The organism is Fortiea contorta PCC 7126 (assembly GCF_000332295.1).
Classification (GTDB): domain Bacteria; phylum Cyanobacteriota; class Cyanobacteriia; order Cyanobacteriales; family Nostocaceae; genus Fortiea; species Fortiea contorta.
The window spans coordinates 1,336,696-1,359,477 of sequence record NZ_KB235930.1; the positions used below are offsets into that span (position 1 = coordinate 1,336,696).

The 22,782-nt window shown below is 41.7% G+C and carries 19 protein-coding genes; 8 read left to right on the forward strand and 11 right to left on the reverse strand.

Annotated features, from left to right (window positions below):
• The first annotated feature begins 22 nt into the window (after positions 1-22).
• The gene (locus tag MIC7126_RS0106475; protein WP_017652318.1) at positions 23-1,996 is read left to right on the forward strand and encodes a DICT sensory domain-containing protein; all 1,974 of its coding nucleotides are present in this window, start codon (positions 23-25) and stop codon (positions 1,994-1,996) included.
• A 426-nt stretch (positions 1,997-2,422) separates the two neighbouring features.
• Positions 2,423-3,820, forward strand: coding sequence for a hypothetical protein (locus tag MIC7126_RS0106480; RefSeq protein WP_017652319.1), 1,398 nt, complete (start codon positions 2,423-2,425; stop codon positions 3,818-3,820).
• Between the two features lie 93 nt (positions 3,821-3,913).
• On the opposite strand, the gene MIC7126_RS0106485 is transcribed toward MIC7126_RS0106480, so the two are convergent.
• The 5 genes from MIC7126_RS0106485 to fabI form a co-directional block, all read right to left on the reverse strand.
• Positions 3,914-5,623 carry an alpha/beta hydrolase gene (locus MIC7126_RS0106485; protein WP_017652320.1) on the reverse strand — a complete coding sequence of 570 codons (1,710 nt, stop codon included), beginning with the start codon at positions 5,621-5,623 and terminating at the stop codon, positions 3,914-3,916.
• A gap of 275 nt (positions 5,624-5,898) precedes the next feature.
• A complete protein-coding gene (locus MIC7126_RS0106490; protein ID WP_017652321.1) occupies positions 5,899-7,443 on the reverse strand; it encodes a polysaccharide biosynthesis/export family protein in 1,545 nt (514 codons plus the stop codon).
• 563 nt (positions 7,444-8,006) lie between these two features.
• Positions 8,007-8,999 carry an ABC transporter ATP-binding protein gene (locus tag MIC7126_RS0106495; RefSeq protein WP_017652322.1) on the reverse strand — a complete coding sequence of 331 codons (993 nt, stop codon included), beginning with the start codon at positions 8,997-8,999 and terminating at the stop codon, positions 8,007-8,009.
• Between the two features lie 179 nt (positions 9,000-9,178).
• Positions 9,179-9,820: an imidazoleglycerol-phosphate dehydratase HisB gene (gene hisB / locus MIC7126_RS0106500; protein WP_026100076.1), complete on the reverse strand. Its 642-nt coding sequence runs from the start codon at positions 9,818-9,820 to the stop codon at positions 9,179-9,181.
• 44 nt (positions 9,821-9,864) lie between these two features.
• Positions 9,865-10,641: an enoyl-ACP reductase FabI gene (gene fabI, locus MIC7126_RS0106505; protein ID WP_017652324.1), complete on the reverse strand. Its 777-nt coding sequence runs from the start codon at positions 10,639-10,641 to the stop codon at positions 9,865-9,867.
• A 529-nt stretch (positions 10,642-11,170) separates the two neighbouring features.
• Here fabI and ntcA point away from each other — a divergent pair.
• The 3 genes from ntcA to MIC7126_RS0106525 all read left to right on the forward strand — a co-directional run bounded on the left by ntcA (position 11,171) and on the right by MIC7126_RS0106525 (position 14,137).
• Positions 11,171-11,842 (forward strand): global nitrogen regulator NtcA, encoded by a 672-nt coding sequence (gene ntcA, locus MIC7126_RS0106515; protein WP_017652326.1) that lies wholly within the window; start codon positions 11,171-11,173, stop codon positions 11,840-11,842.
• A 174-nt stretch (positions 11,843-12,016) separates the two neighbouring features.
• On the forward strand, positions 12,017-13,507 hold the full coding sequence (locus tag MIC7126_RS0106520; protein ID WP_017652327.1) for a DUF3084 domain-containing protein: 1,491 nt from the start codon (positions 12,017-12,019) through the stop codon (positions 13,505-13,507).
• Between the two features lie 180 nt (positions 13,508-13,687).
• Positions 13,688-14,137 carry a pre-16S rRNA-processing nuclease YqgF gene (locus MIC7126_RS0106525; protein ID WP_017652328.1) on the forward strand — a complete coding sequence of 150 codons (450 nt, stop codon included), beginning with the start codon at positions 13,688-13,690 and terminating at the stop codon, positions 14,135-14,137.
• 32 nt (positions 14,138-14,169) lie between these two features.
• Here MIC7126_RS0106525 and MIC7126_RS0106530 read toward each other — a convergent pair whose 3' ends face one another.
• A complete protein-coding gene (locus tag MIC7126_RS0106530) occupies positions 14,170-14,433 on the reverse strand; it encodes a DUF3146 family protein (RefSeq protein WP_017652329.1) in 264 nt (87 codons plus the stop codon).
• 238 nt (positions 14,434-14,671) lie between these two features.
• Entirely contained in the window at positions 14,672-15,910 is a 1,239-nt protein-coding gene (locus MIC7126_RS0106535) for a glycosyltransferase family 4 protein (protein ID WP_026100077.1), read from the reverse strand.
• Positions 15,911-16,055: 145 nt separating this feature from the next.
• Between MIC7126_RS0106535 and MIC7126_RS0106540 the strand changes: the two genes are divergently transcribed.
• Entirely contained in the window at positions 16,056-17,006 is a 951-nt protein-coding gene (locus MIC7126_RS0106540; RefSeq protein WP_017652331.1) for a glycosyl transferase family A, read from the forward strand.
• 8 nt (positions 17,007-17,014) lie between these two features.
• Here the strand turns inward: MIC7126_RS0106540 and MIC7126_RS0106545 are convergent, their stop codons facing one another.
• From MIC7126_RS0106545 to MIC7126_RS0106555, 3 genes are all read right to left on the reverse strand, one after another.
• Positions 17,015-18,472, reverse strand: a complete 1,458-nt coding sequence (locus MIC7126_RS0106545; RefSeq protein ID WP_017652332.1) for a protein adenylyltransferase SelO — start codon at positions 18,470-18,472, stop codon at positions 17,015-17,017.
• 68 nt (positions 18,473-18,540) lie between these two features.
• Positions 18,541-19,110, reverse strand: coding sequence for a ribosomal protein S5-alanine N-acetyltransferase (gene rimJ / locus MIC7126_RS0106550; protein WP_017652333.1), 570 nt, complete (start codon positions 19,108-19,110; stop codon positions 18,541-18,543).
• A 15-nt stretch (positions 19,111-19,125) separates the two neighbouring features.
• Positions 19,126-19,860, reverse strand: coding sequence for a pentapeptide repeat-containing protein (locus MIC7126_RS0106555; RefSeq protein WP_017652334.1), 735 nt, complete (start codon positions 19,858-19,860; stop codon positions 19,126-19,128).
• A 345-nt stretch (positions 19,861-20,205) separates the two neighbouring features.
• Between MIC7126_RS0106555 and bioB the strand changes: the two genes are divergently transcribed.
• On the forward strand, positions 20,206-21,213 hold the full coding sequence (gene bioB / locus MIC7126_RS0106560; RefSeq protein ID WP_017652335.1) for a biotin synthase BioB: 1,008 nt from the start codon (positions 20,206-20,208) through the stop codon (positions 21,211-21,213).
• A gap of 55 nt (positions 21,214-21,268) precedes the next feature.
• Here the strand turns inward: bioB and petL are convergent, their stop codons facing one another.
• Positions 21,269-21,364 carry a cytochrome b6-f complex subunit PetL gene (petL, locus tag MIC7126_RS29085; protein WP_017652336.1) on the reverse strand — a complete coding sequence of 32 codons (96 nt, stop codon included), beginning with the start codon at positions 21,362-21,364 and terminating at the stop codon, positions 21,269-21,271.
• A gap of 256 nt (positions 21,365-21,620) precedes the next feature.
• Between petL and aroB the strand changes: the two genes are divergently transcribed.
• A complete protein-coding gene (aroB, locus tag MIC7126_RS0106570) occupies positions 21,621-22,724 on the forward strand; it encodes a 3-dehydroquinate synthase (protein ID WP_017652337.1) in 1,104 nt (367 codons plus the stop codon).
• Positions 22,725-22,782: the final 58 nt, after the last annotated feature.

Consider the following 22,782-nt stretch of genomic DNA (forward strand, 5'->3'; position numbering starts at 1 on the left):
TAATTTTTCTCAGCAACTAGCGATGAGTGTCTCCAATTCTCTGTTGCAAGATTTGCGCGGAGTTATACCTAATTTACAAACACAAATTTACTTTAAGTCTTCTTTGACGGCTCTTTCCCATGGGATGGAAGATTTAGTCTTGGCGGGGAAAGACCGACCTTTGGTAATTGCTAATTTTCAACAAGAGCGCTTTTATCGCCAGGAAACCGCTCGGTATGAGAAAATCGCGTTGCACACAGATCAATTATATGTATTAGCTGCACCAGAAACTGATTTTGGGACTGCGACCTCTGCTTATGCAACCATCCCTTTTGCTGCTGATGATGAGTTAGCTCAGGAGTGGCATTTAGTTATTATCGGTCAGCATTACTCTGCTTGCTTAATTTGTCGAGAACACGCATCACCCATTGATTCAGCTTCCCTTGAGCAAGCCAGACAGTTTGAGGGGATTTGGACTTTTGATCCTGTGGTGAGTGTTTACGCGGCGCGATTGTTGTTAGAGCGGATTTTGGTTTACAAGCCAGAACTAGCTGCAAAAGTCAAGCGGGCGCGGCGACGCTACAATTTGTTGCAGGAACCGCAAGTATCAAGTAGTTGGGTATTAAATATTGATCCAAAATTATTTGTTAGCCGTTTAATTACCTATTTGCAAGCAAGTCAATATCGGCTGTTGAAAGCTTATCGTACTATTAGCAGTAAGGAGCAACAACAACGGTTAATTAATACCATCGCTTCTAGTATTCGTCGCTCGTTGAACTCAGAGGAAATTTTAGCTGTAGCGATCGCCCAATTAGGCGAAGTCTTTAGTAATTGTCGCTGTCTAGTTTATCGCTATCAACCAGCTAGCCAGATGCAGCCGATTGTCTATGAGTCGCTGGCGGTGGGATTAACTGCTTTACAGGGAGAAATTTGGTCATTAGCAAATCATCCCTTATTCCAAAATGCCTTGATGTCAAATGGAGACAATCAATTAGCAGCGATCGCTGTTGCTGATATTACCAAAGATTTAGGCTTGCAATCTGCTCCAGATTTACAAGCAAAACTGTTACATTGGCAAATCCGCGCTTGCTTGCTGATACCCATCCGCTATCAAGGTAACTGGTTGGGAATGCTGGAACTGCACCACCCAGAAACGTATTTGTGGACAGAAGATGATGTAGCATTTGTAGAAGCGATCGCTACACAGTTGGCTGTAGCTTTGATGCAAGCACAAGCTTACACTAATTTAGCAACTTTTAATCGCCAACTTTTAGACTTAGAGCGGACTCAAAATAACTTAATAGCGATCGTCGGTCATGAACTGCGGACACCATTATCTACTATCCGTGTTTGCTTAGAAAGTTTAGTGACCGAACCAGAAATGCCCTTAGATTTACAGCAGATGATGTTGCAAACTGCTTTAGATGACGCCGAACGTCTGCGTAAACTCATCCAAGATTTTATCACTTTATCTCGCCTAGAGGGTGGGTCAATGCGCTGGCAATTAGAGCTAATCTCCCTCCAAGAATACATAGATTTAGCCCTCAGCGGTTTAGAATCACGCCAGTCATTACCGAAAATTGTCGTAGAATTACCCCAACAGTTACCCTTAATTCAGGTAGATGGCGAAGGATTAATCGAAGTTTTAACCAAGCTACTTGATAACGCTTGCAAATTCACCAACAACACTGGACAAATTACCATCAGTGCTCAGATGCTGAATTCAGTCGAGGTAGAGAATCAAAAGAGTGGGGAGAATTCTCAAAAAAATTCTCTGTTAAAAGTCACCATCGCAGATACAGGTAGAGGTATTGAACCCAATCGTTTAGAAACTATCTTCCAGCGCTTTTATCAAGAAGAAGGATTCCTCCAACGCACAGTAGGCGGTGCTGGACTTGGTTTAGCAATTTGTCGCTGCATAATTGATAAGCTGGGAGGACAAATCTGGGCTGAGTCCCCAGGGAAAAATCAGGGTAGCCAATTTCACTTCACCGTTCCAGTGTTAACTACAAGCTAAATATTTATAGTGTTTCTCGTTTTATGATGGAGAGGCTAGGGAATAGGGGCTAGAGACTAGTACAACAAGGCTAAAGTATAAAGTATAAAGTATGAAATGAAGAAGCTTCGTGCACAGGCTTGTTCATTTCATACTTCAGACCTCAGACTTGTTGTACTAGCTATTGTGTATTTCATGTAATTTGTAACTGCTATAAATTGCATTAATATTTTGTTGTTTGATATTTTTATTTAAAGTTAAGCATCCAATACAAAAACATAATAATTATTATACTCTTTTAAATTAAAAAAAGATATTTATAGTAAGTAGTGTCATCGGGAAGATGTACCGCTACAATGCCCGCAGCGACTATTCCTCCCCAACTACCCAAGGGAATTGGGTTTACTGTCGCTTTCAATCAAAAAACAACCAGGAGATAAGCACCATATGACAGAATCTACTTACAAAAGCACCAATCAAACCACGATACAGGACTGGCGACTAACTCCTGGCTACTTGCATGAAGGTAAATCAGATTTTGAATCTGCACATATTTTGTTAGGTCATTTTTTAAAAGATAGAACCTCTGAAGATCCGCTAATAGATAAAGAATTATTTGCTGAAGATGGCATTTTTGAGTGGGGACATGCAAAGCCTTTAGAAAAGGTAATTAATAATAAGGAAGACTTGCAGTTTTTACTGAAACATCCTGCTTTATTTCGCAGAGCCATAACCATCATCGAACCGTGGGAACATGTAGGAGTTAACCAAAACGGCGAAGATGTGAGAGCTTCTAAAAACGTTGCTTACATTGCTCAGAAAATCGCCGACATGGATTCAATACTGTGGCCTGTTTGGTCTAGTGGAATTATTGACCCTGAGGAAGTTGTACCCGCTATTACTTCAGGTTATGCAGTGGTAGTAGAAGGTGGCGACCCATCAGTGTACGATGCGTCTACTTGGACTTGTCCAAAGTGTCCACGAGATGATATGTTCGCGCTTGTGGAAAGATTATTAATTTCGCGATCACCTAGTAGCGCGCCTGTGATATTTATTTGTGTGGGACATCAGCTAGCAGCTGAATGTCATATCCGACTGATCCGCCAAGCAGTTCAACAAATCCTTTCATTGACGTCTCTAGAACGCGATAAAGACGGTAGAGCGCTCAGATCACTACAAGAGGTAGCTGCTCGCATCGAAGCTATGGGTAAGACGCTGGAAATCAAAAAGCGTGATGGACGCACTGTTGCTACTGGCTGGAATGATGACCATTTTGCAGTCACACGCAACGAATCGAAGGAAGTGGGCGATCGCATTTTATTACTTTATGAGTCTCCCGATGCGGAAGCTAGTGGTATTCCTTGGGAAATTATCCATGCTCATGATGTCACGGCGGACACTCATGAAGGTGTCATTGACACAACTATTCAATACGAAGACGAAGTATCAATTTCCATGTTCCACTCAGATGAAGTCAATGAGGAAGCCGTGCTGTTTGCTAATTGGGCTTACCGAATGATACATGACACCATTGTTCCCCATCGGCATATTATCGCTGGTAGTGATTTATCATGGTTAATACAATTACCCGATGCTGTAGAAATACTTTGTTCAACAGCAGAAATAAACGGCGAAATAGTTACAGAATGTTCGGCTACATGTATTAACTACAAAGATTTTGAAACCAAGAAAATTCGCCGCTCTTTTACTTGTCAATTCCATCCAGAATTGCTCCCAGATTTGCGCGCCATTGGTAACAGTGAAGCGCCATCCTATGCAACTCTCAAAAATGATGATGGTGTGCGTTTGTTTGTCAGGCTGCTCTATGCAGGAATGCAAGAATAATATTTAAAAATATTCTGTATAAGCTGGTTGAGTTGCTGATATCGAAGATGAGGGAATAAAAAATGGAGAATTGAGGAAACAATGCTCCATTTCCTATTTTTTCATTGATACAAAACTCAGCCAGGGTTTGATGCTTCCTGGTAAGTCAGAGTTGAGACGTAGAGGTAATTGCGGGGTAGAAAGAGATTGAGCGTATGCTGGCGTTAGAAATTGCTGATAAGTGTTAGCTTCTGGTGTTTGTTGTTTGAGAAAAGCTAAGGTGACGCCACGAATTAGCTGGCGCAAAGAATTAGTTTCTTCGCCTCTTTTTTCTTTGACAATTGTTGTCGCTGTGCTAACTGCATATGCTGGATCAATGATACTCAAATGGGTAGCACCAATAGCAGTTACTAAATATTTAGTACCGCGTAGTTGAGCAAAGGGGGCGATTTGATGTTTTAAAGTGGGAGTGAGGACATCTTCTGTACCAGTTAACATTAATACTGGCTGATTAATTTGACTCAAACCTTTGCTACCGAAGAGTTTACCAACGAGGGGATTAAAAGCGATCGCACTTTTAACTCGTTCATCTTTGAGTTGTAATTTCTGTGCTTTTAAGGAAGTCGCCGCACACTGTAACCAGTCACCCGGAGATTCTCCTAAAGATAGTTGTGTTTGACAGAATTTCCTTAATTCTGCTAAATTTAATTCTCCACCAGCCAAAGCTAAAGCAGTATATCCCCCTAAAGAATGACCGATAACTGACACTTTTTCGGTGTTAAATTTTCCTAAAAACTGTCCTGATTGACTATTGAGTTTTCCTAATTCATTCAATAAAAAACTGACGTCTTTGGGACGTTCAATAAATTCTGTGGCTGGTAGTAATTGCGCCAAGTTCACTTTTTCTGAAGCTTGAGAAACAGCGATAGCGTTACTCCCAGGATGTTCAATTGCGGCCACTGTAATTCCGTGGGAAGCTAAATGACGCGCCAAATAAGCAAAAAATTTGCGGTTAGCACCAAAACCGTGAGAGATAACTACTAGCGGTGCTTGGGGGTCAACTTGACTCCAATAAATATCTACAGGAATGATGCGGTTGCGTTGTCTATCTTGGAGAGTGAGGGTTTGTTGTTGAACGGTTTGTTTAGCGATCGCTGCTGGATCGAAACTGGGCACAAAGGGTGTATTATTAACTAATAATTGCCGCTCTAATAAAACACCCAAAGCTTGACTTTGTAACTGATTGGCGTTGAACTCTACAGCAATTTGAAGCGCTTTAGTAGCATCAACAGTCACAGTTTCTTCTGGATAAGCTTGCAGGAAATTGACTACAGTTAAACCGTTGACTTGACGCAGAGCTAAATTCAGGGCTGCTTGTAGACTTTCCGTTGTGCTTCCTGGTATCGCCACACCCAAGGATGTAAATAATTGTTTACCAGCGGGAGAGCGCACTAACTCAGCCACAAATTTATCTGCAAAGGCTGGATCTACCTGTAACTTGCGGTTAAGTAATTCCCGGATTTGCGGCGTCAAGATAGAATTAAAGATCTGCAGATTCGGTGGTAGTTTTCCGGTTTTGGCAAATCGATCTAAATCAGCGATCGCTAGTGATTGTTGAAACGGCCCTAAGCGAATTGTCACCTTTTCTGCTGCTAAACTACAAGGCATTGCCACACTCCAACCTGCAGCCAGCGTCAAACTGCAAACTATTCCTTGAAAACAGGATAATTTATACCGTTTTCGATTGGAAATCACCTTTTGTGTCTTGGGTTGGCAATGGGGGTGACGCGCTTGACTCATGTTAATTGTAGGTAATGCACCCATTTTTTTATTTAAAACCTAATTATTACACTAGTACACCACGGCGGAAATCAAGCAACCGTTATAAATCTATGAAAGGCTGAATATACAAGTTTATTGGTTTCATACTTGATACTTCATACTTCAGCCTTCTTGTACTAGTTTGGGGACAGAATGAGTGAAATTAATCCGTAATTACAGATGAATTTAAATTTAGTTATCGCCTGATATATAAATTTGCCGATTCTGCTAAAACTACGAATTAGTAATTAAATATTGCCCCCAGTTGATAGCTAATTTTAGAATCCAATGAACAGTCTAAGAATACCCAAGATAGTACCCAGAGGGCCAGAAACAATGCCTACAGTGTCAGAAGTTTGGGTGAGTCCATTTCGCCCGACGACCACCACATCATTATTGCGGAGTATTGGATTAGTTTGTTCATTGATTCCTTGAGAGAAATCAACTTTAACCACACGCTTTGTCACTGAACCGTTGGGATTAAGACGAATCAAATCTACAGCTTGGCTGCTAGCTCTAGCATCATTAAATCCACCAGCCGCAAGTATAGCTTGATTCAAAGAACTATTTGGCACCAAATCTACAGCGCCTGCTCGTTTAACTTCCCCGACCACACCAACTTGAATTTTGGCGGGAGATAAAGTAGTCAGTGCTAATTGAGTTGCTTCTGCGGGGTTAATTTCCGTTGCAGTGGGGATGACGATTGTATCTCCATCTTGGACAACGATATCTTGGTTAACATCGCCACTCTGCAATAATTGCCAAAGATTGATATCTATAGCTTGCTCCGTACCAGTTCTGGTAGGTCGGCGCAGTTTGAGGCTACGAATATCAGCTTGGGGAGTGATTCCTCCAGCTTGTTGAATTGCTCGCGTGATGGTGGGTAATCCGCTAGCTGTAGTTCCTCCAGCTGCTCCATCTCCAGTTCCACCAGCACTTGCGGTGAGCAGATAAGAGCCGGGACGGTTAACTTCACCGATGATAGCGACGGTGCGCGGTCTGGTGGGGTCTGCTGCGAAGTTGGCTGCAGATAAATTTCTGGCTTCTGCAATGTTAAAGGTGGTTGCAGTGGGGACAACAATTGTGTCTCCATCCCTTAAGGTAATGTCTTGTATTGTTCTACCTGTTTGCAAGAGATCTTTCAAATTTAATGTGACTTCTTGCTCTCCAGAACGTCCTAACTTGCGTCGCAATTTGACTTGAGTTACGTCTGCTGCTAGGGTGACACCTTGAGCTGTGGTTAGTGCTGCTAATACAGTGGGATATTGTACACCGGGAGCGGCACCAGCACCACCGCTGAGGCTGAGGGTGTAAGCGCCTGGGCGTGTTACTTCCCCTGCAACAAAAACGTTAATTGGGCGGGGTGATAAAAGATTGACTGAAATCAGAGGACGTTTAAGAAAACGAGCATATCTTTTTGCTATTTCGTCAGCGGCTTGTTCTGTTGATAGTCCCAAAACTGATACACTACCGATTAATGGTAAGTTGATTGCTCCACCGGGAGGAATTTGATATTCTCCTGTATATTCTGGAACTTCAAACACATTAACGCGGATGCGATCGCCACCGCCCAAGGCATAATTTGGATCTAATGATGTAGCAGGTGCTGCTTGTTGTGCAGTTGGTGTTACTGTTCTTATATTAGGAAACCCAGGTTGCACATTCGGTGCTAACGGTTGTGTTCTAGGTATTAATGGTTGTGTTCTAGGTACTACTGGTTGTCTCTGAGCTAGGCTGGCAGACGGCGCAGCTACTACAGTAGTTAACAAAGCTGCGCCCACAACTGACTGGGTGAGTGATTTCTGCAAGTCTGTATTACGCATATTTACTGATACTCTGAGACTGTGAGTGCTAAAGTACTGTCTAAACATTCTAATCTTGACTATACTTAAATATTCAAGTTCCCCGACATTCTTATTTTCTTAGGAAAACTTGATTTTCCGGAACCGTATTACTTAGTTATGTTGAATTTTTAGTGAAGATAATTAAAAGATTGAACCCACGCAACATCAAGTTTCTGTAAATCTTGCCGCAGTTTAATTTGTGTGATTTTTTCTCATAATCTTCAACAGAAAAAATCAGGAATTCTACGAATTAGATCAAGTCCGGCTAATTACTTATACTTTTTTTTGTGAGGTGGCGCTAAATAATAAATTTTTTTTAACGCTAAGGTACGCCGAGGTGAGCGCTAAATAATAGATTTTTTTTAACGCTAAGGTGAGCCAGTGCGTTGCGGAGAGAAGCGCCGTGCGGGGGTTCCCCCCGTTGTGGCGACTTCGGAGGGTTCCCCCCGTTGTAGACGCCCAGAGGGCGGCTTCCCGCAGGGTAGCAACTGGCGTCGCCGAGGTGAACGCTAAGGTACGCGGAGGTTTTTAACGATAGTTAGCTATGTTTCAAAAGAATTAGGCACGCTTTGTTTTTGGATTTGTTGAATAAAAAACTCTTCTAAGGTGGTGCGAGACAGTTTCAGCGTGATGATTTGTCCATCCATGAGACGGAGACTGGCGAGAAAATCATAGTAATCGTCTTGAAGAGTGCCTTGCCAAGAACCATCAGGCTCAAATACTAAGCCGGGCAACCATTTTTTGAGAACTTCCCAATCACCACCTTGACCTTTGACATAATATGTGCTGGAGGTGCCCAAGAGTTGATTGAGGGAACCGGTGCAAATCAATTCACCTTGGGCGAGGATTGCAATGCGATCGCAAATCTGCTCAACTTCACTGAGAATATGGCTATTAAAGAAAATCGTCTTCCCGACAGCTTTCAGCCCCAGAATAATCTCTCGCATATGGTAGCGTCCCACAGGATCTAGACCAGACATGGGTTCGTCTAAAAATACTAAATCTGGATCATTAATCAGCGCCTGTGCCATGCCGACACGCTGTAACATGCCTTTAGAGTAGCGACGCATCTGCTTTTTGCGTGCATCAGCTTGAGACAAACCCACTAACTCTAGTAATTGGGGAATCCGCCGTCGTTGGATATGTTGGGGAATTTGAAATAACCCTGCGGCTAACTGGAGAAATTCCCACCCGGTGAGATAGTCATAAAAGTAGGGATTTTCGCTGAGATAGCCGATGCTTTGTTTGACACTGCGATCGCCTAGTGGTCTACCCAACAATAAGCCCCTCCCAGCAGTAGGACGAATAATCCCTAGTAATAACTTTAACAAGGTAGTTTTACCAGCGCCATTTGGCCCCAATAAGCCAAAGGTTTCTCCTTGGTAAACTGATAGAGAACAGCTTTTGAGCGATAATACTTTTTGATTGAGCCAAAAGCCGGTACGGTAGACTTTTTGCAACTCAGAGGTGAGGACTACTGGTGGAGTGTCCGTGATATTCAAAGGAGAATCAGGGGCGTCTGTAACAGACTTCATCTCAGTTCAATTACTAATTACCAATTATGAAAGTGACGGTTACAACTGTAACTTAGCATTAATCAACAGATTGCCCGGTGAGATGACAATAACCGCCATCACCATGTTTGTCAATTCTTGCCAAGTGAGTGATTAATGAGTACTGTATTTTTCACTCCTGTTGTGTAATTTTGACTAGACTACAATACACCTTTAGAACTGGGAATCGTCCCAGCACGACGAGGGTCAATTTCCACTGCCATTCTGGTTGCTCTAGCAAAGGCTTTAAATGTTGCTTCAATGATGTGATGGGAATTCACCCCATCCAGCTGGCGAATGTGTAGTGTCATTTGGCTATGGTTAACTACTGCCACAAAGAATTCACGTACTAGTTGAGTGTCATAAGTTCCTACTCGCTGAGTGGGGATTTGCAACCCATAACTGATGTGGGGGCGTCCCGAAAAATCCAGCGCTACCTGAATTAAAGCTTCATCCAATGGCGCGAGAAAATTGCCAAAGCGGACAATTCCTTTTCTGTCCCCTAAAGCTTGACTAAAAGCTTGTCCTAAGGTGATACCCACATCTTCATTTGTGTGGTGGTCGTCGATTTCCCAATCTCCTTGGGCTTGAACATCCAAATCAATCAGCCCGTGGGAAGCGATTTGGTGCAACATGTGATCCAAAAAGGGAATCCCGGTGGCTGCTTGACAGATTCCTGTCCCATCGAGATTAATCGTGACTTTGACATCTGTTTCACCTGTGGTGCGATGAACAGAAGCAATGCGCGGGCTAGGAGTTGCGTTGATTGGTGAGTAATCGACTAGAGGTTTGCTGATTTGCATATTCATATAGGGCATGGAGCATTATTGCCCATGCCCAAATCCTATTACATTCCCATGATTTCATATCCTGCGTCTACGTAAATGACTTGCCCTGTAATTCCGCTGGACAAATCACTGCATAAGAAAGCTGCTGTGTTCCCGACTTCTAGCTGAGTGACTGTGCGTCGCAGGGGTGCAACTTGCTCTACATGGTGAATCATGTCTAAGATTCCGCCGACGGCGCTGGAGGCTAAAGTGCGTATTGGCCCGGCAGAAATGGCGTTGACGCGGATGTTTTGCGGCCCTAGTTCGGCGGCTAAATAGCGGACACTGGCTTCTAAACCTGCTTTAGCAACTCCCATAACGTTATAGTTAGGAATTGCTCTGACGCCGCCTAAATAGGTCAAGGTGAGGATACTACCACCTGCTGTCATCAGCGGTTTAGCCGCTCCGCTTAATTGCGCTAAAGAAAAAGTACTAATCTCTAAAGCAGTGCTAAAGCCGGCGCGTGAGGTTTGGCTAAAATCTCCGGTTAAATCTTCTTTGTTGGCAAAAGCCAGACAATGAACCAGGATGTCTAGCCTTCCCCATTTATCTTGGATTGTCTCAAAAGCGGAGTTAACTTGTGCTTCGTTTTGGACATTACAGGGAAGAAACAGGCTGGGGTTGAGAGGTTCAACTAATTCTGCAACTTTTTTCTCCATCTTGCCTCGCTCATCTGGCAGATAAGTAATGCCGAGGTTGGCACCAGCTTTGTGCAGTTGTTGGGCTATACCCCAGGCGATGGAACGGTTATTAGCAATTCCTGTGACGAGGGCATTTTTTCCTGTGAGATCGAGCATAACTATTGTGAATGTGATCAATGATTAGGAGCATACTAGAATCTGAGGCTGGTTTTTCTTTGTTTTGCATGGGATTTGCAAAAATGATGATTGTTAAGAGTGTTTACTGCCACTAAATTAGTAGTGATTACTGACGTTTTTATCAAGAACTCTTAATTTTTTCTTCCAAAAATATTTTCCATACAGCTAGCGTCAGTACACTGAATTGAAAATTCATCAGGAAAAATTGCTGTTGACCTTGCTAACCTTCATAGCAATTTTTTCCAAAATTCAAAAAGCTTTTATTTGTGGCTTTGTGGCGATTTTGAAGATATTCACTGGTGGGGTAATTTTGGCTTTGTATTAAGTATTAATCAACAACTACTAGCTAAAAATATCGGAAATTATGTATCATTATAAACAGATAACTATAAAGCATTGATTAGGAGTATAGGAAAGTACAGAAAGATTGACGGTGTTTTATTGTTTTTTCGGGTGTATTCTTAGGTAATCAGTTTTTGTTTTTCCGGCATTGGGTAGGGGAAGGGAGATGATCGTGACACAAGATAAGGCCCTAGCAAATGTTTTTCGTCAAATGGCAACCGGGGCTTTTCCGCCGGTTGTGGAAACGTTTGAACGCAATAAAACGATCTTTTTTCCTGGCGATCCTGCTGAACGAGTTTATTTTCTTTTAAAGGGTGCTGTGAAACTTTCCAGGGTGTATGAAGCAGGAGAGGAAATAACAGTAGCACTGCTGCGGGAAAATAGCGTTTTTGGTGTGTTGTCATTGCTAACGGGAAATAAGTCGGACAGATTTTACCATGCGGTGGCATTTACACCTGCAGAGTTACTGTCAGCACCAATTGAACAAGTAGAACAAGCGCTAAAGGAAAATCCAGAATTATCGATGTTAATGCTGCGGGGTTTGTCTTCGCGGATTTTACAGACGGAGATGATGATTGAAACTTTGGCTCACCGGGATATGGGTTCTAGATTGGTGAGTTTTCTATTAATTCTCTGTCGTGATTTTGGTGTTCCTTGTGCTGATGGGATCACGATTGATCTGAAGTTGTCTCATCAAGCGATCGCCGAAGCAATTGGTTCTACTCGCGTCACTGTAACCAGGCTACTCGGAGATTTACGAGAAAAAAAGATGATTTCCATTCACAAAAAGAAGATTACTGTGCATAAACCTGTTACCTTAAGTAGGCAATTCACTTAAAATCTATTGGGAAAAGTGGAGTTGGCAATGGTTGGGTTTTTAGAATTAACGCTCATGATCCAGAGGTCGGTAAGTCTAAAAAGTGAACATTTTCAGCTATTGCTAATTTCCCATTCCCCACAAAGAATGGTGGAAAGTAGTAGGCTGTATCTGGAAGCGTTTCGGTAGGTGAAGATGGCCACCGGGTACATCCTCATATTCGCAATTTTAATCCTGGGAGGCGTACTTGCTACCGCCGGTGATCGTATTGGCACACGGGTTGGCAAGGCACGTCTCTCACTGTTCAAGCTACGTCCAAAAAATACGGCGGTACTAGTGACTATTTTTACTGGTACCTTAATTTCTGCATCAACCCTAGGAATTCTCTTTGCGGCTGATGAAGGATTGCGGAAGGGGGTTTTTGAGCTAGAGGATATTCAAAATGACCTGAGACACAAGCGAGAACAGCTAAAAACTGCTGAAGCGCAAAAAAGCCAGGTGGAGGGTGAACTCAACCAAGCGAGGACAGAGCAGGCGAAGGCGCAACAAGATTTGCAAGCCATTAATCGCTCGTTACAAGCTGCAAACGCGAAACAACAGGCGACTCAAACCCAACTTAACCGCACCCTCAACCAACAGGCGCAAACTCAAGCCCAACTCCAGCGCAGCCAAAGTCAATTGGGTCAGGTTGCGTCTCAATATCGACAAGCGATCGCCCAACTGCAAAGCCTTTATGATCAAAGACAAGCTCTGCAAGCAGCGGTAGCACAACTGAAGACAGAACGCCAGCGATTATATGCTGAAGCCCAAAAAGCGATCTCGGAAGCAAAAACAGCAATTGTGAAACGCGATCGCGAATTAGCAAATAGACAAGCTACTATTGAACAACGAGACCGGAAAATTGCTAACTTAGACCAATTAATCCAAAAACGCAATCAAGAAATTACCAACCGAGAGCAAGTAATTGCTATCAGGGAATCTCGGCTCAAAGAATTAGAAGACAAACAGAATTATTTAGAAAAAGAAGTAGCAAGACTGGAAAAATATTACCAGTCTTATCGTGATTTGCGTCTGGGTAAATTGGCTTTGGTTCGGGGTCAAGTTTTGGCTGCAGATGTCATTCGCGTCAACCAACCTGCAGCGGCGCGTCAAGCAGTGGTCAGACTGTTACAGGTAGCCAATCGCAATGCTAACCTTGAATTGAGTGAACCTGGGACGAATCCTGCCAATCTCGAAATATTGCATGTGACTCCAGACAAAATTGAGCAATTGGTAAAACAGATAGATGATGGTAAAGAATATGTGATGCGAATTCTCTGTGCAGGTAATTATGTCAGGGGTGAAAAGCAGATTGAGTTTTTTACTGATACAGCACGAAATCAATTGGTCTTTTCCAGTGGAGAACTGCTAGCGACAACCACTGCTGATCCCAAAACTATGACTTCCTATCAACTGCGCCAACGGCTGGATTTAGTCATTTCTGCTTCGCAATTTCGCGCCCGGAATGCCGGGATTATTGACAGTGTGCAAATAGATGGTACTTTTCTGCGCTTTGTGAGTCAATTGGGACAGTTTAATCAATCGTTAGAAATAAAAGCGATCGCCGCAGAGGATACTTATACAGCGGGGCCATTGAGAGTGAGACTTTTAGCAGTAGTTAACGGACAAATTATTTTTAGCACTTAAAATTGTTTTGGAGAGGGAATAGGGGATAGGAGATAGGGAAAAAGAGAGATAAATGTATATTAAATTTTTTCAAAAATCAAATAGGAACATTATCAACAAACGAGCATAATTAAACATAACTGTATTTTTTTTCTCTGGTTATTTAAATTATTTAAACCGTGATATCTAAATGTATTTAATATGACTTTTAGCGAATTTTCTCCAACGCAACCGGTTATTTTGGGTTTTGATCCAGGTAGAGATAAATGTGGTGTGGCGGTGATGGGACTGGATCGGCGATTGCATTTTCATGAAGTTGTACCCGCAGGGGAAGCGATCGCGATGATTGAGATACTGCGTCAAAAGTTGCCGATTTCTTTGGTGGTGATGGGCGATCAAACTACCGCCAAGCAATGGAAACAGCGGTTGCTTCAGGGACTTGTTGAATCGGTGAATATTATTTTAGTGGATGAACGCTACACAACTCTGGAAGCACGCGATCGCTATTGGCAGATGTATCCTCCCCAAGGTATCACTAAGCTGTTACCAAAAGGTATGCGCCAGCCACCACGACCGATAGATGATATTGTCGCTATTCTGTTGATTGAAAGATATTTAAATCGGTTGACTGGTAGTAATTCTCCTGTATGATGATTTGTTGACAAATTATCAACAATCAATCACTAAAGTTCAGCCCGAATAGTAAAAGCATAATCTCCTCCAGGTTCTAACTGATAATCTTGCTTTTCCAAGAAACGACCTAGCGGTTCTTTAATCAAAGCACGACCTTGGGAAGGTCTTACAGACAGTTCTCCTCGGCGAAAATGCCATTGAAATTGCCATTCATAGTCACCGGCACTAACTTCGCCCTCAAGGAAGCCATGTTGCCAAGATTGGCGGATAATTCTCACATGGGCAATGGTTTCTGGTAGACGTTTTGTACTCACAATTCTTGATGTCAAGTGTGGAATAAAAGCTGACCACAGCGGTTACTTATTTTATTTACCAAACATAGCTTAAATCGACAATTTGACAAAGTTAGTAATAGTTAGCCATTACTAATACTACTTTGTCAAGATTGATTTTGGTAACAAATTGTGCTGGAGTATGTTGCGGATTTTGTCTTTTTCAAGTATAAAGCGCTGGTGCTAAATGACACAATAAGAGCGGAACAATCCTTCTTCCCTATTCTCTATTTTTGTTTTCTAGACAAACTTGTTCATAGCGTTGACCGGCTATATCCCAAGTAAATTCTGTTTCTACTAGTTGTCTAGCATTTTGGGATAATTTTGAGCGTATTTGTGGATGTTCAAATAGTTTGCTGATGGCGGCGACATATTCCTGTGGTAGATTGGCTCTTAATGCCCTGAGTGGGTGAGTACCGTCTACAGCTAGTCCTTCTAAACCGCGATCGCTAGCTACTATTGGTACACCTGCTGCCATTGCCTCTAGGGTTTTATTTTTAATGCCAAAACCTGTTCTGAGTGGCACTACACAAACGGTAGCTTGATGTAGATATTCTACCATTGAATTGACACGACCAGTAACAATAACTCCGGGAATATTTTTCAGTTCTAAAATTTCGGGTGCTGGTCTAGCACCGACAATATTAAATTTAGTTTCAGGGTAATATTTTTGGATTTCTGGCAATACTTCTAAAGCAAAAAACCGAGCAGCATCAATATTATGTGATGCGTCCATTGCGCCGACGAAGATTAAATTATATTTGCCTGGATCTTGGGAACGGTAGGGAAATAATTGTAAGTCTACACCATTGGGAATGACAGCAATTTTGATGTCAGGACGAAGTGAGAGAAATTCTTGGCGATCGTCTTCTGTGGTGACGACAATATGAGAAAATTTCCGACTATAGCGCCGCTCGTAACGCTGTAAGACAAGAGAGAGATACAAGCGATCGCGTATTACATTTTGTGAAGCATTCATCTGTAAATGATTGCGTACCCATCCATAAATAGAACTGTGGACATCAACAACAGTATTTACACGGTTGCGAAATTCCGGACGTATATATATTTCATTTACACTATGTTCACAAGTGATAACGTCACATTTTTTATTTTCCACATAATCATCAACTAAAGCTTGAATTGCTGGTGAATAGCGATGTAATACATTTGGTGGTGTAGCCTTCAGGACAGATTCCGTAAATCGCCCCACCTGAGCTAATAATCTCTTGATACTACTTTGATTTTTCGGCTCTGGTGGTAAGGGAAAAACAATCAATTCATTAACATATTTCCGTAATTCCTCTACCTCTGCCTTTGTGACTTCCTTGTTATATTGTGTAATTAAAGTTATGAAGTGTTTCTTTTGCAAATACTTAAGTAAATTAAAAGTTCTAATTTCCGTACCACCGCGACTGGGTGGATAAGGAAATGTAGAAGATAACATGAGGATTCGCAAAGAATCTGGTTTTTGACTATTCATATAAGAGCCACCTGATAGAAATTATTAAAGACACAAATCAGTTTTAACACCAGATTGAAATTTGTCTGATTTTTCTGGAATTAGTATTTATTTAAAAATCCACTTACCCGAATAACAAAAAATGAATAATCAACCATTTTTGACACTTGTGACAGCAACAAGAGGTAACTATTCTGATTATTGGCTAGAACAGTTATTGCAGATTCAAGGTGATGTGCAATTTATTTTAGTGTATCCTCCAGGGACAAAAATTAAACCAATTGCTGATCCGAGAGTCCAAAGTTTAATTAGTCCTTATAAGGGCGAAGTTATGCAGAGATTCACGGGTTTAATTAATGCTGAAGGTGATTATGTGATGGCTTTAGATGATGATGATTTTGCACATCCGCAGATTTTAGATTTAACAAGAAGATATTTTCAGCTATTTCCAGAAAGCTGGGTTTTGCGGTTAAAAATTCAAAACATTAAAGACTCTGAGCAAGCACGGATTCAACAAGACTGGGAGCCGATTCCTGATGTTGAACAATTAGAGATTTGTAAAAAAACTCCAGAAAATCCTTTCCCATTTCAAAACGGGAAATATAAAGGTTTATTAGAAGTTCCCATCGCTCCTCTAGATAAAACTTTCGACATCCGTCATCTGATATTTCCCTGGAAACAAAGAACTGATCAAAATGGGATTCATTTTGAAAATTTTAATAATAGAATTTGGCAAACTGAACGCATTAAACCAGCACTCCAGGAAATATCTGAATCTATGAATTTAATGGGTGCTTTAACTTGGGTTCCTCTGTGGAGTTTGGATAGATTATTAGGCTTATTTGTGCAGGCAAAGTTTTATCAAAAGGATGCTATTATTGGTCATGCTATGCCGAAGCCAGAACAAATTAGATTTATCCTCAAAGACAGCGCTTGTAAGGAAACTAGATTATATTTAACAGCAGAGTTACTCTTGATTAAATGTTATCCTCAGTATGGTTATTTCTGGAATCTGATGTTTTGGCAAATGTACACTATACCGAGAATTTTAGGGAAATCTGTTAAACTCAAATTTAAGCGATCGCAGTCATAAATATTATATTAATTTCCCGACTGAATTCGTTGCAATAATTCGTAAAAAGGTTGCCAGTTATCTTCTTGAGCAATTGGTTCCCAAATCGATTCAATTACAGGTCTTAATAAAGCTGTTTGGAGATTATTCGCAGCTAAAGTTTTGGCAATTATTTCTAATTGTTCCCAGTCGAAATCATTCAATATTTTGTGATATAATATAGACCATTCATCAAATATAGCTGATGCACCTGACGCCAGAATAGTTTCAGAATTATTCATGACTAAACCCGGCTCATCTCGCCATTTAGATGAAAAGGTGCGAGCCATTTCAGCGAAAAATTGATGATAGCCAATTTGGCTTTCTTGCAAAAACTTAATTGTCAGTTCCACTAGCTCGTCTGCTACAGGATTTGGCAACTCTTCAAAACCTAATTTTTTCAACATTAAAGAGCGATATTCAATATAGTAATAGTTGTTAAATTTAGCTAATCCCGCCTCTAAATCATTTGGCTCAATCACCGCTGTTAACGGTGCTTGCAGCATTTCTAAATTTAACTTACAAATACTTGGTTGATGACTATAACAATAGCGGCGGTAATAATCGAAATATGCGGCTGTAAAATAAGGATCATAAGTGGGGATAAAAGCATAGGGGCCGTAGTCAAAACTTTCCCCAGTAATCGACATATTGTCGGTGTTGAGCACGGCGTGACAAAAGCCAGCAGCCATCCATTGTGCTGCTAATTCTGCTACTCGCTGGACTAATTCTGCATAAAACAAAGCATATTGATCTTGTTCTGTAATTAAATGAGGATAATATTGCTCAATTACATGATTTAATAACTTTTTGGTTAAATCTGGACGCCTGAGATAGTGCAGTCGCTCAAAGGTACCAAACCGGATATGAGAACGGTTCATTCTCACCATCACCGATGAGCGGGTGGGCGAGGGTTCATCACCGCGCCACAAAGCTAAACCGGTTTCAATCATGCTCAGACACCGAGAAGTACGGACACCTAAGTGGTGTAATGCTTCTGCGGCGAGGACTTCCCGCACTCCTCCTTTGAGTGTGAGCATTCCGTCACCGCCACGGGAATAGGGTGTTTTTCCGGAGCCTTTGGTGCCAAAATCATATAATTCACCATCAGTACCGCGGACTTGTCCGTAGAGAAAGCCTCTACCATCGCCTAACCCAGAGTTATATTCACCGAATTGATAGCCGTGGTAGCGCAGGGCTAGAAGTGGTTTGCGTTGTTGAAATTTGCCAAAAGCGGTGATGAAATCTTCATCGGTGACGGCTTGGGGGTTGAGTCCGAGGTGGGGTAAAATTGCGTCGTTGCGCCAGCGCAGGATGTGTTGGGGAAATTCGGCTGCGGCTACTTCGTCGTAGTAATCATCACCTAAAGATTCTAAAGCACTTTCGTAGTTGAGGGTAAGAAAAGGATTGGGAGAATTTTTGTGGTGGGGAGTTTCAGCCAGGGTCATTATTAGTAGAGTTGAATTTATTCTTGCTTTAATACTATATCTATTAAGTTATTTGTTATTTGTCATTTTTATAGAGCTTGCCAATCTGGATTGGTCAAACTCGTGAGAATATGATCTTGCCATTGTCCATTAATTAATAAATAATCTCTAGCGTATCCTTCGACAACAAAACCTAGTCTTTTGAGAACATTACCGCTACGCTGATTGTGTGGCATATAATTCGCCATGATGCGATGCATATTTAATTCGGCAAAAACATACTCGGTTGCTACTTGCAGTGCTTCTGTCATGTAACCTTTACCTTGGGCAGTTTCTGCTAGACTGTAACCGACAAAACAAAAATGGGCGGCGCCACGCACAAAGTTACTAAAATTGACAGTGCCAATAATTTCTTTGCTATTTTGTTGAGAATAAATCCATAATTTTAAAGATTGCCCATTAATAAATTCCAGCAAATTACCTTCAATTTGATATTGCCAATACTCTTGTGTAAAAAAACTTTCTGCCCAGGTGGGATAGAAGGGTGTAAGATAAGTTTTATTGTGGATGAAGTATTTCAATATTTGCTGGATATCTTCTGGGAGTGCCATCCTTAATATTAAGCGATCGCTTGTTATTAAAGGTAGTTCTGATTTCATAAACTAGAATCTATTCTAGGAACATTTCTGGGATATATCTACTTCCCTCATGCCTAGTGTATGGGGCTGGATGTTTTTGTCAAAAAAAGTCATACTATCATAGCAGGAATTAGTTAAATTAGCATTAGCTAAATTTGCGCCCCGCAAATCAGTTCCCCGTAAGTCTACACTAGAAAGATTTGTACCTTGTAGGTTTGCGTATCTTAAATTTATGCCTTGGAGGTTAGCTCCTGTCAAATTGGCTCCTAAAAGTAGAGACGGTTCTCTTTGTGAAGAAGCTTGCAATAATTTTACATCTTGCAAAAACATAATTAAATAACGCTGTCTTTCTGGGTCTAGCTCTTGTAAAGTCGATTGCGTCATCGCCCGGAAAATAGCAGATTTGCGGCGAATTTGTTGGGGACTATCTTGCAAAAGGGTTTGTGTCATCGTCTTTAAGTAGTCAGAGAGAATGGCTTGACGATGATAATTAGCAGTTAATTCGAGATGATTGCCAGAAAATTCTGTAAATTGGGGTGATGGCTCATGGAATTGGTTAGTGATATTTCCCCAATTCAATAGAAAAAAGGCGATCGCACCAATCATCAAACTGAGGATAATGGGGATAATTGCTTCTTTGGTGATTTCGATCGAAATAATAACTGATTTTAAGATTTCTATATTTCTGATAACATAACTACGCAAAGGTGTAGCTTCTGTAGCCTCTACTACTTTCGGCAATTTAATGATTTCTTGACGTTGTGTATTCATAGGCTTGGCAAGATTTAGCAGCTAAAATGTGATTTGATTTACAGAAATTTCCTGAGCACATCCCACAATTTCTAAATTTAGCAGTAGTGGCTGTTGTTGTGTTATTCTGTGAACAATAATGAGTATTTTTACTAAAAATCTACCAGAGCATCAAAATCTTGATAAGCTGATTTCTAACATCTACAACTAAAGGATTCAAAGTTGCTCGGTAGATGAACCAAATAATCTAAAATCTCAAATTAGCGCAGTCAATTTCAATCAATTTGTCCCCAACCCTGATTTGAGGATATTTAACACAAAGACAGAGCAAAATAAAACAAGTCTACAACAAGGATAGTGACATCGGTGGGAATACGCTACGATTGGCAAAAAGCAGAAATCGAAACGATATATAACATGCCACTGCTAGAGCTGATTTATCAAGCTGCTAGCGTGCATCGCCAATATCATGATCCAACAAAAATCCAAGTCTGTAAGTTAATCTCTATTAAGACAGGAGGCTGTCCCGAAGATTGTAGCTATTGTGCTCAATCTTCCCGCTACAAAACCGAGGTAAAAGCTCAAGCACTTTTAGAAAAAGATACCGTAATTAGTATTGCTCAAACAGCGAAACAAAAAGGTGTAAGTCGAGTTTGTATGGGTGCTGCTTGGCGCGAAGTGCGGGATAACTCCCAATTTGAAACAGTCTTAGAAATGGTTCAAGAAGTAACCGCGATGGGTTTAGAGGTATGCTGTACTCTGGGTATGTTAACGACAGATCAGGCTCAACGATTGGCAGATGCTGGACTTTATGCCTATAACCATAACTTGGATACTTCACCCGACTATTACAGTACTATCATTTCTACCAGGACATATAGCGATCGCCTGAATACAATTGAGCATGTTCGTCAAACAAATGTCACCGTCTGTTCTGGTGGTATCCTCGGTTTAGGTGAAACTACTGATGACCGCGTGGCGATGTTACACATTCTCGCCAACCTACATCCCCATCCCGAATCAGTACCAATTAACATCCTCTCACAAGTACCAGGCACACCCTTAGAAAATCAACCTGATGTCCCCATTTGGGATATAGTACGGATGATTGCGACCACAAGAATGATTATGCCAGCATCGGACGTGCGTCTCAGTGCAGGAAGGGCGAGATTTTCGCAAGTCGAACAAGCCCTCTGCTTCATGGCTGGCGCTAATTCCATCTTTTCCAGTGACGATAACAAAATGTTAACAGTCACCACACCCTGTCCAGATTATGATGCCGACAAAGAAATGTTAAATTTGCTGGGCTTAGAAATGCGTCCTCCTGTTTCCAGGGAAGCAAAAGTATCCAGCAGCCCAGCAGTTGTAGGATAATTGATATCTTTGCTGTATCTAGTTCCCATGTTTTGCATGGGAACTGGAAGATGAATTAAAGTACCTTAGCAGCACGCAGACCGAATAGCAGTCCGACAGCGATACCAACAAACAAACCCAAGAAACCAAGATAAGCGATTACTGCCAACATTTACTTTTCTCCACAATACTTCAATAAATCTATTGAATCATTTACTTGGGGAATGGGGAATGGGGGATGATGAAGGATGTAGACGCGGAGCGGCTTGCCGCAGGCTAGGATGAAGTATGAAGGGTGAAGGGTGAAGGGTGAAGTATGAAGGGTGAAGGGTGAAGGGTCATTAGAAGTATGAAGTATGAAGGGTGAAGGGTGAAGGGTGAGGGTCATTAATTTTGAATTTTAAATTTTCAATTCGGAGCGCAACGACGTGACGTCTGTTATTCATGTCAATCTACCACAGCAGTCTTATGAGATTGCGATCGCATCTGCTAGTTTAGATCATCTGGGTCAGCACATCACCAGTCTGCACCTAGGCAAAAAAGTACTGTTGGTTTCCAACCCGACGATATTTAAGCATTACGGTGAACGAGCCATCAAATCCCTAGAAGCTGCGGGGTTTACAGTGGCTACTAGCACCCTACCACCGGGTGAACGCTATAAAAACCTCAACTCCATCCAAAAAATTTACGACAGCGCCGTAGAAAACCGCCTGGAACGTTCCTCAACAATGGTAGCTTTAGGAGGCGGTGTAATTGGCGATATGACTGGCTTCGCCGCCGCAACTTGGCTGCGAGGAATTAATGTAGTACAAGTACCCACCACATTATTAGCAATGGTAGACTCCTCGGTGGGTGGGAAAACCGGCGTCAACCATCCCCAAGGTAAAAACCTGATAGGCGCATTTTATCAGCCGCGCTTTGTCTTAATTGACCCAGAAGTTTTAAAAACTCTTCCAGTGAGCGAGTTTCGCGCGGGAATGGCGGAAGTCATCAAGTACGGCGTGATTTGGGACACCGAATTATTTGCTCAGTTAGAAGCCAGCAAACACCTCAATCAACTCCGCTACATACAACCGGAACTCATAGATACCATATTGTCTCGCTCTTGTCAAGCAAAAGCCGATGTTGTCAGCAAAGATGAGAAAGAAGCCGGACTGCGAGCAATTCTCAACTATGGTCATACCGTTGGTCATGCAGTGGAAAGCTTAACCGGATACCGATTGCTCAAACATGGTGAAGCCGTTGCTATCGGTATGGTAGCAGCAGGACAAATTGCCGTAGAAATGGGATTATGGTCAAAGGAAGACACAGAGCGCCAAAACGCCCTCATTCAAAAAGCAGGTTTACCGACGCAATTACCAGATGGAATAGATATCGCCGCGATTATTGCAGCTTTACAACTAGATAAAAAAGTGCGAGATGGGAAAGTTAGATTTGTTTTACCAACACAAATTGGTGTGGTGAAAGTTACTGATGAAGTTCCATCAGAGATAGTTGAGAAAGTACTGCAGGGGATGCAAGCAAATAACTAACCAAAAGAGACGTTGCAAAAGCAACGTCTCTACAAAATTTAACTGTATCGTGACTAAC

What these genes read in the sequence shown, in the direction of transcription:
- petL (WP_017652336.1), bottom strand. Translation starts at nt 21,364, where the DNA reads ATGTTGGCAGTAATCGCTTATCTTGGTTTCTTGGGTTTGTTTGTTGGT.
- MIC7126_RS0106495 (WP_017652322.1), bottom strand. Translation starts at nt 8,999, where the DNA reads ATGAAGTCTGTTACAGACGCCCCTGATTCTCCTTTGAATATCACGGAC.
- rimJ (WP_017652333.1), bottom strand. Translation starts at nt 19,110, where the DNA reads ATGAAATCAGAACTACCTTTAATAACAAGCGATCGCTTAATATTAAGG.
- hisB (WP_026100076.1), bottom strand. Translation starts at nt 9,820, where the DNA reads ATGCAAATCAGCAAACCTCTAGTCGATTACTCACCAATCAACGCAACT.
- MIC7126_RS0106555 (WP_017652334.1), bottom strand. Translation starts at nt 19,860, where the DNA reads ATGAATACACAACGTCAAGAAATCATTAAATTGCCGAAAGTAGTAGAG.
- ntcA (WP_017652326.1), top strand. Translation starts at nt 11,171, where the DNA reads ATGATCGTGACACAAGATAAGGCCCTAGCAAATGTTTTTCGTCAAATG.
- MIC7126_RS0106540 (WP_017652331.1), top strand. Translation starts at nt 16,056, where the DNA reads ATGAATAATCAACCATTTTTGACACTTGTGACAGCAACAAGAGGTAAC.
- MIC7126_RS0106525 (WP_017652328.1), top strand. Translation starts at nt 13,688, where the DNA reads ATGACTTTTAGCGAATTTTCTCCAACGCAACCGGTTATTTTGGGTTTT.
- MIC7126_RS0106485 (WP_017652320.1), bottom strand. Translation starts at nt 5,623, where the DNA reads ATGGGTGCATTACCTACAATTAACATGAGTCAAGCGCGTCACCCCCAT.
- MIC7126_RS0106545 (WP_017652332.1), bottom strand. Translation starts at nt 18,472, where the DNA reads ATGACCCTGGCTGAAACTCCCCACCACAAAAATTCTCCCAATCCTTTT.
- MIC7126_RS0106475 (WP_017652318.1), top strand. Translation starts at nt 23, where the DNA reads ATGAGTGTCTCCAATTCTCTGTTGCAAGATTTGCGCGGAGTTATACCT.
- MIC7126_RS0106490 (WP_017652321.1), bottom strand. Translation starts at nt 7,443, where the DNA reads ATGCGTAATACAGACTTGCAGAAATCACTCACCCAGTCAGTTGTGGGC.
- fabI (WP_017652324.1), bottom strand. Translation starts at nt 10,641, where the DNA reads ATGCTCGATCTCACAGGAAAAAATGCCCTCGTCACAGGAATTGCTAAT.
- MIC7126_RS0106480 (WP_017652319.1), top strand. Translation starts at nt 2,423, where the DNA reads ATGACAGAATCTACTTACAAAAGCACCAATCAAACCACGATACAGGAC.
- MIC7126_RS0106520 (WP_017652327.1), top strand. Translation starts at nt 12,017, where the DNA reads ATGGCCACCGGGTACATCCTCATATTCGCAATTTTAATCCTGGGAGGC.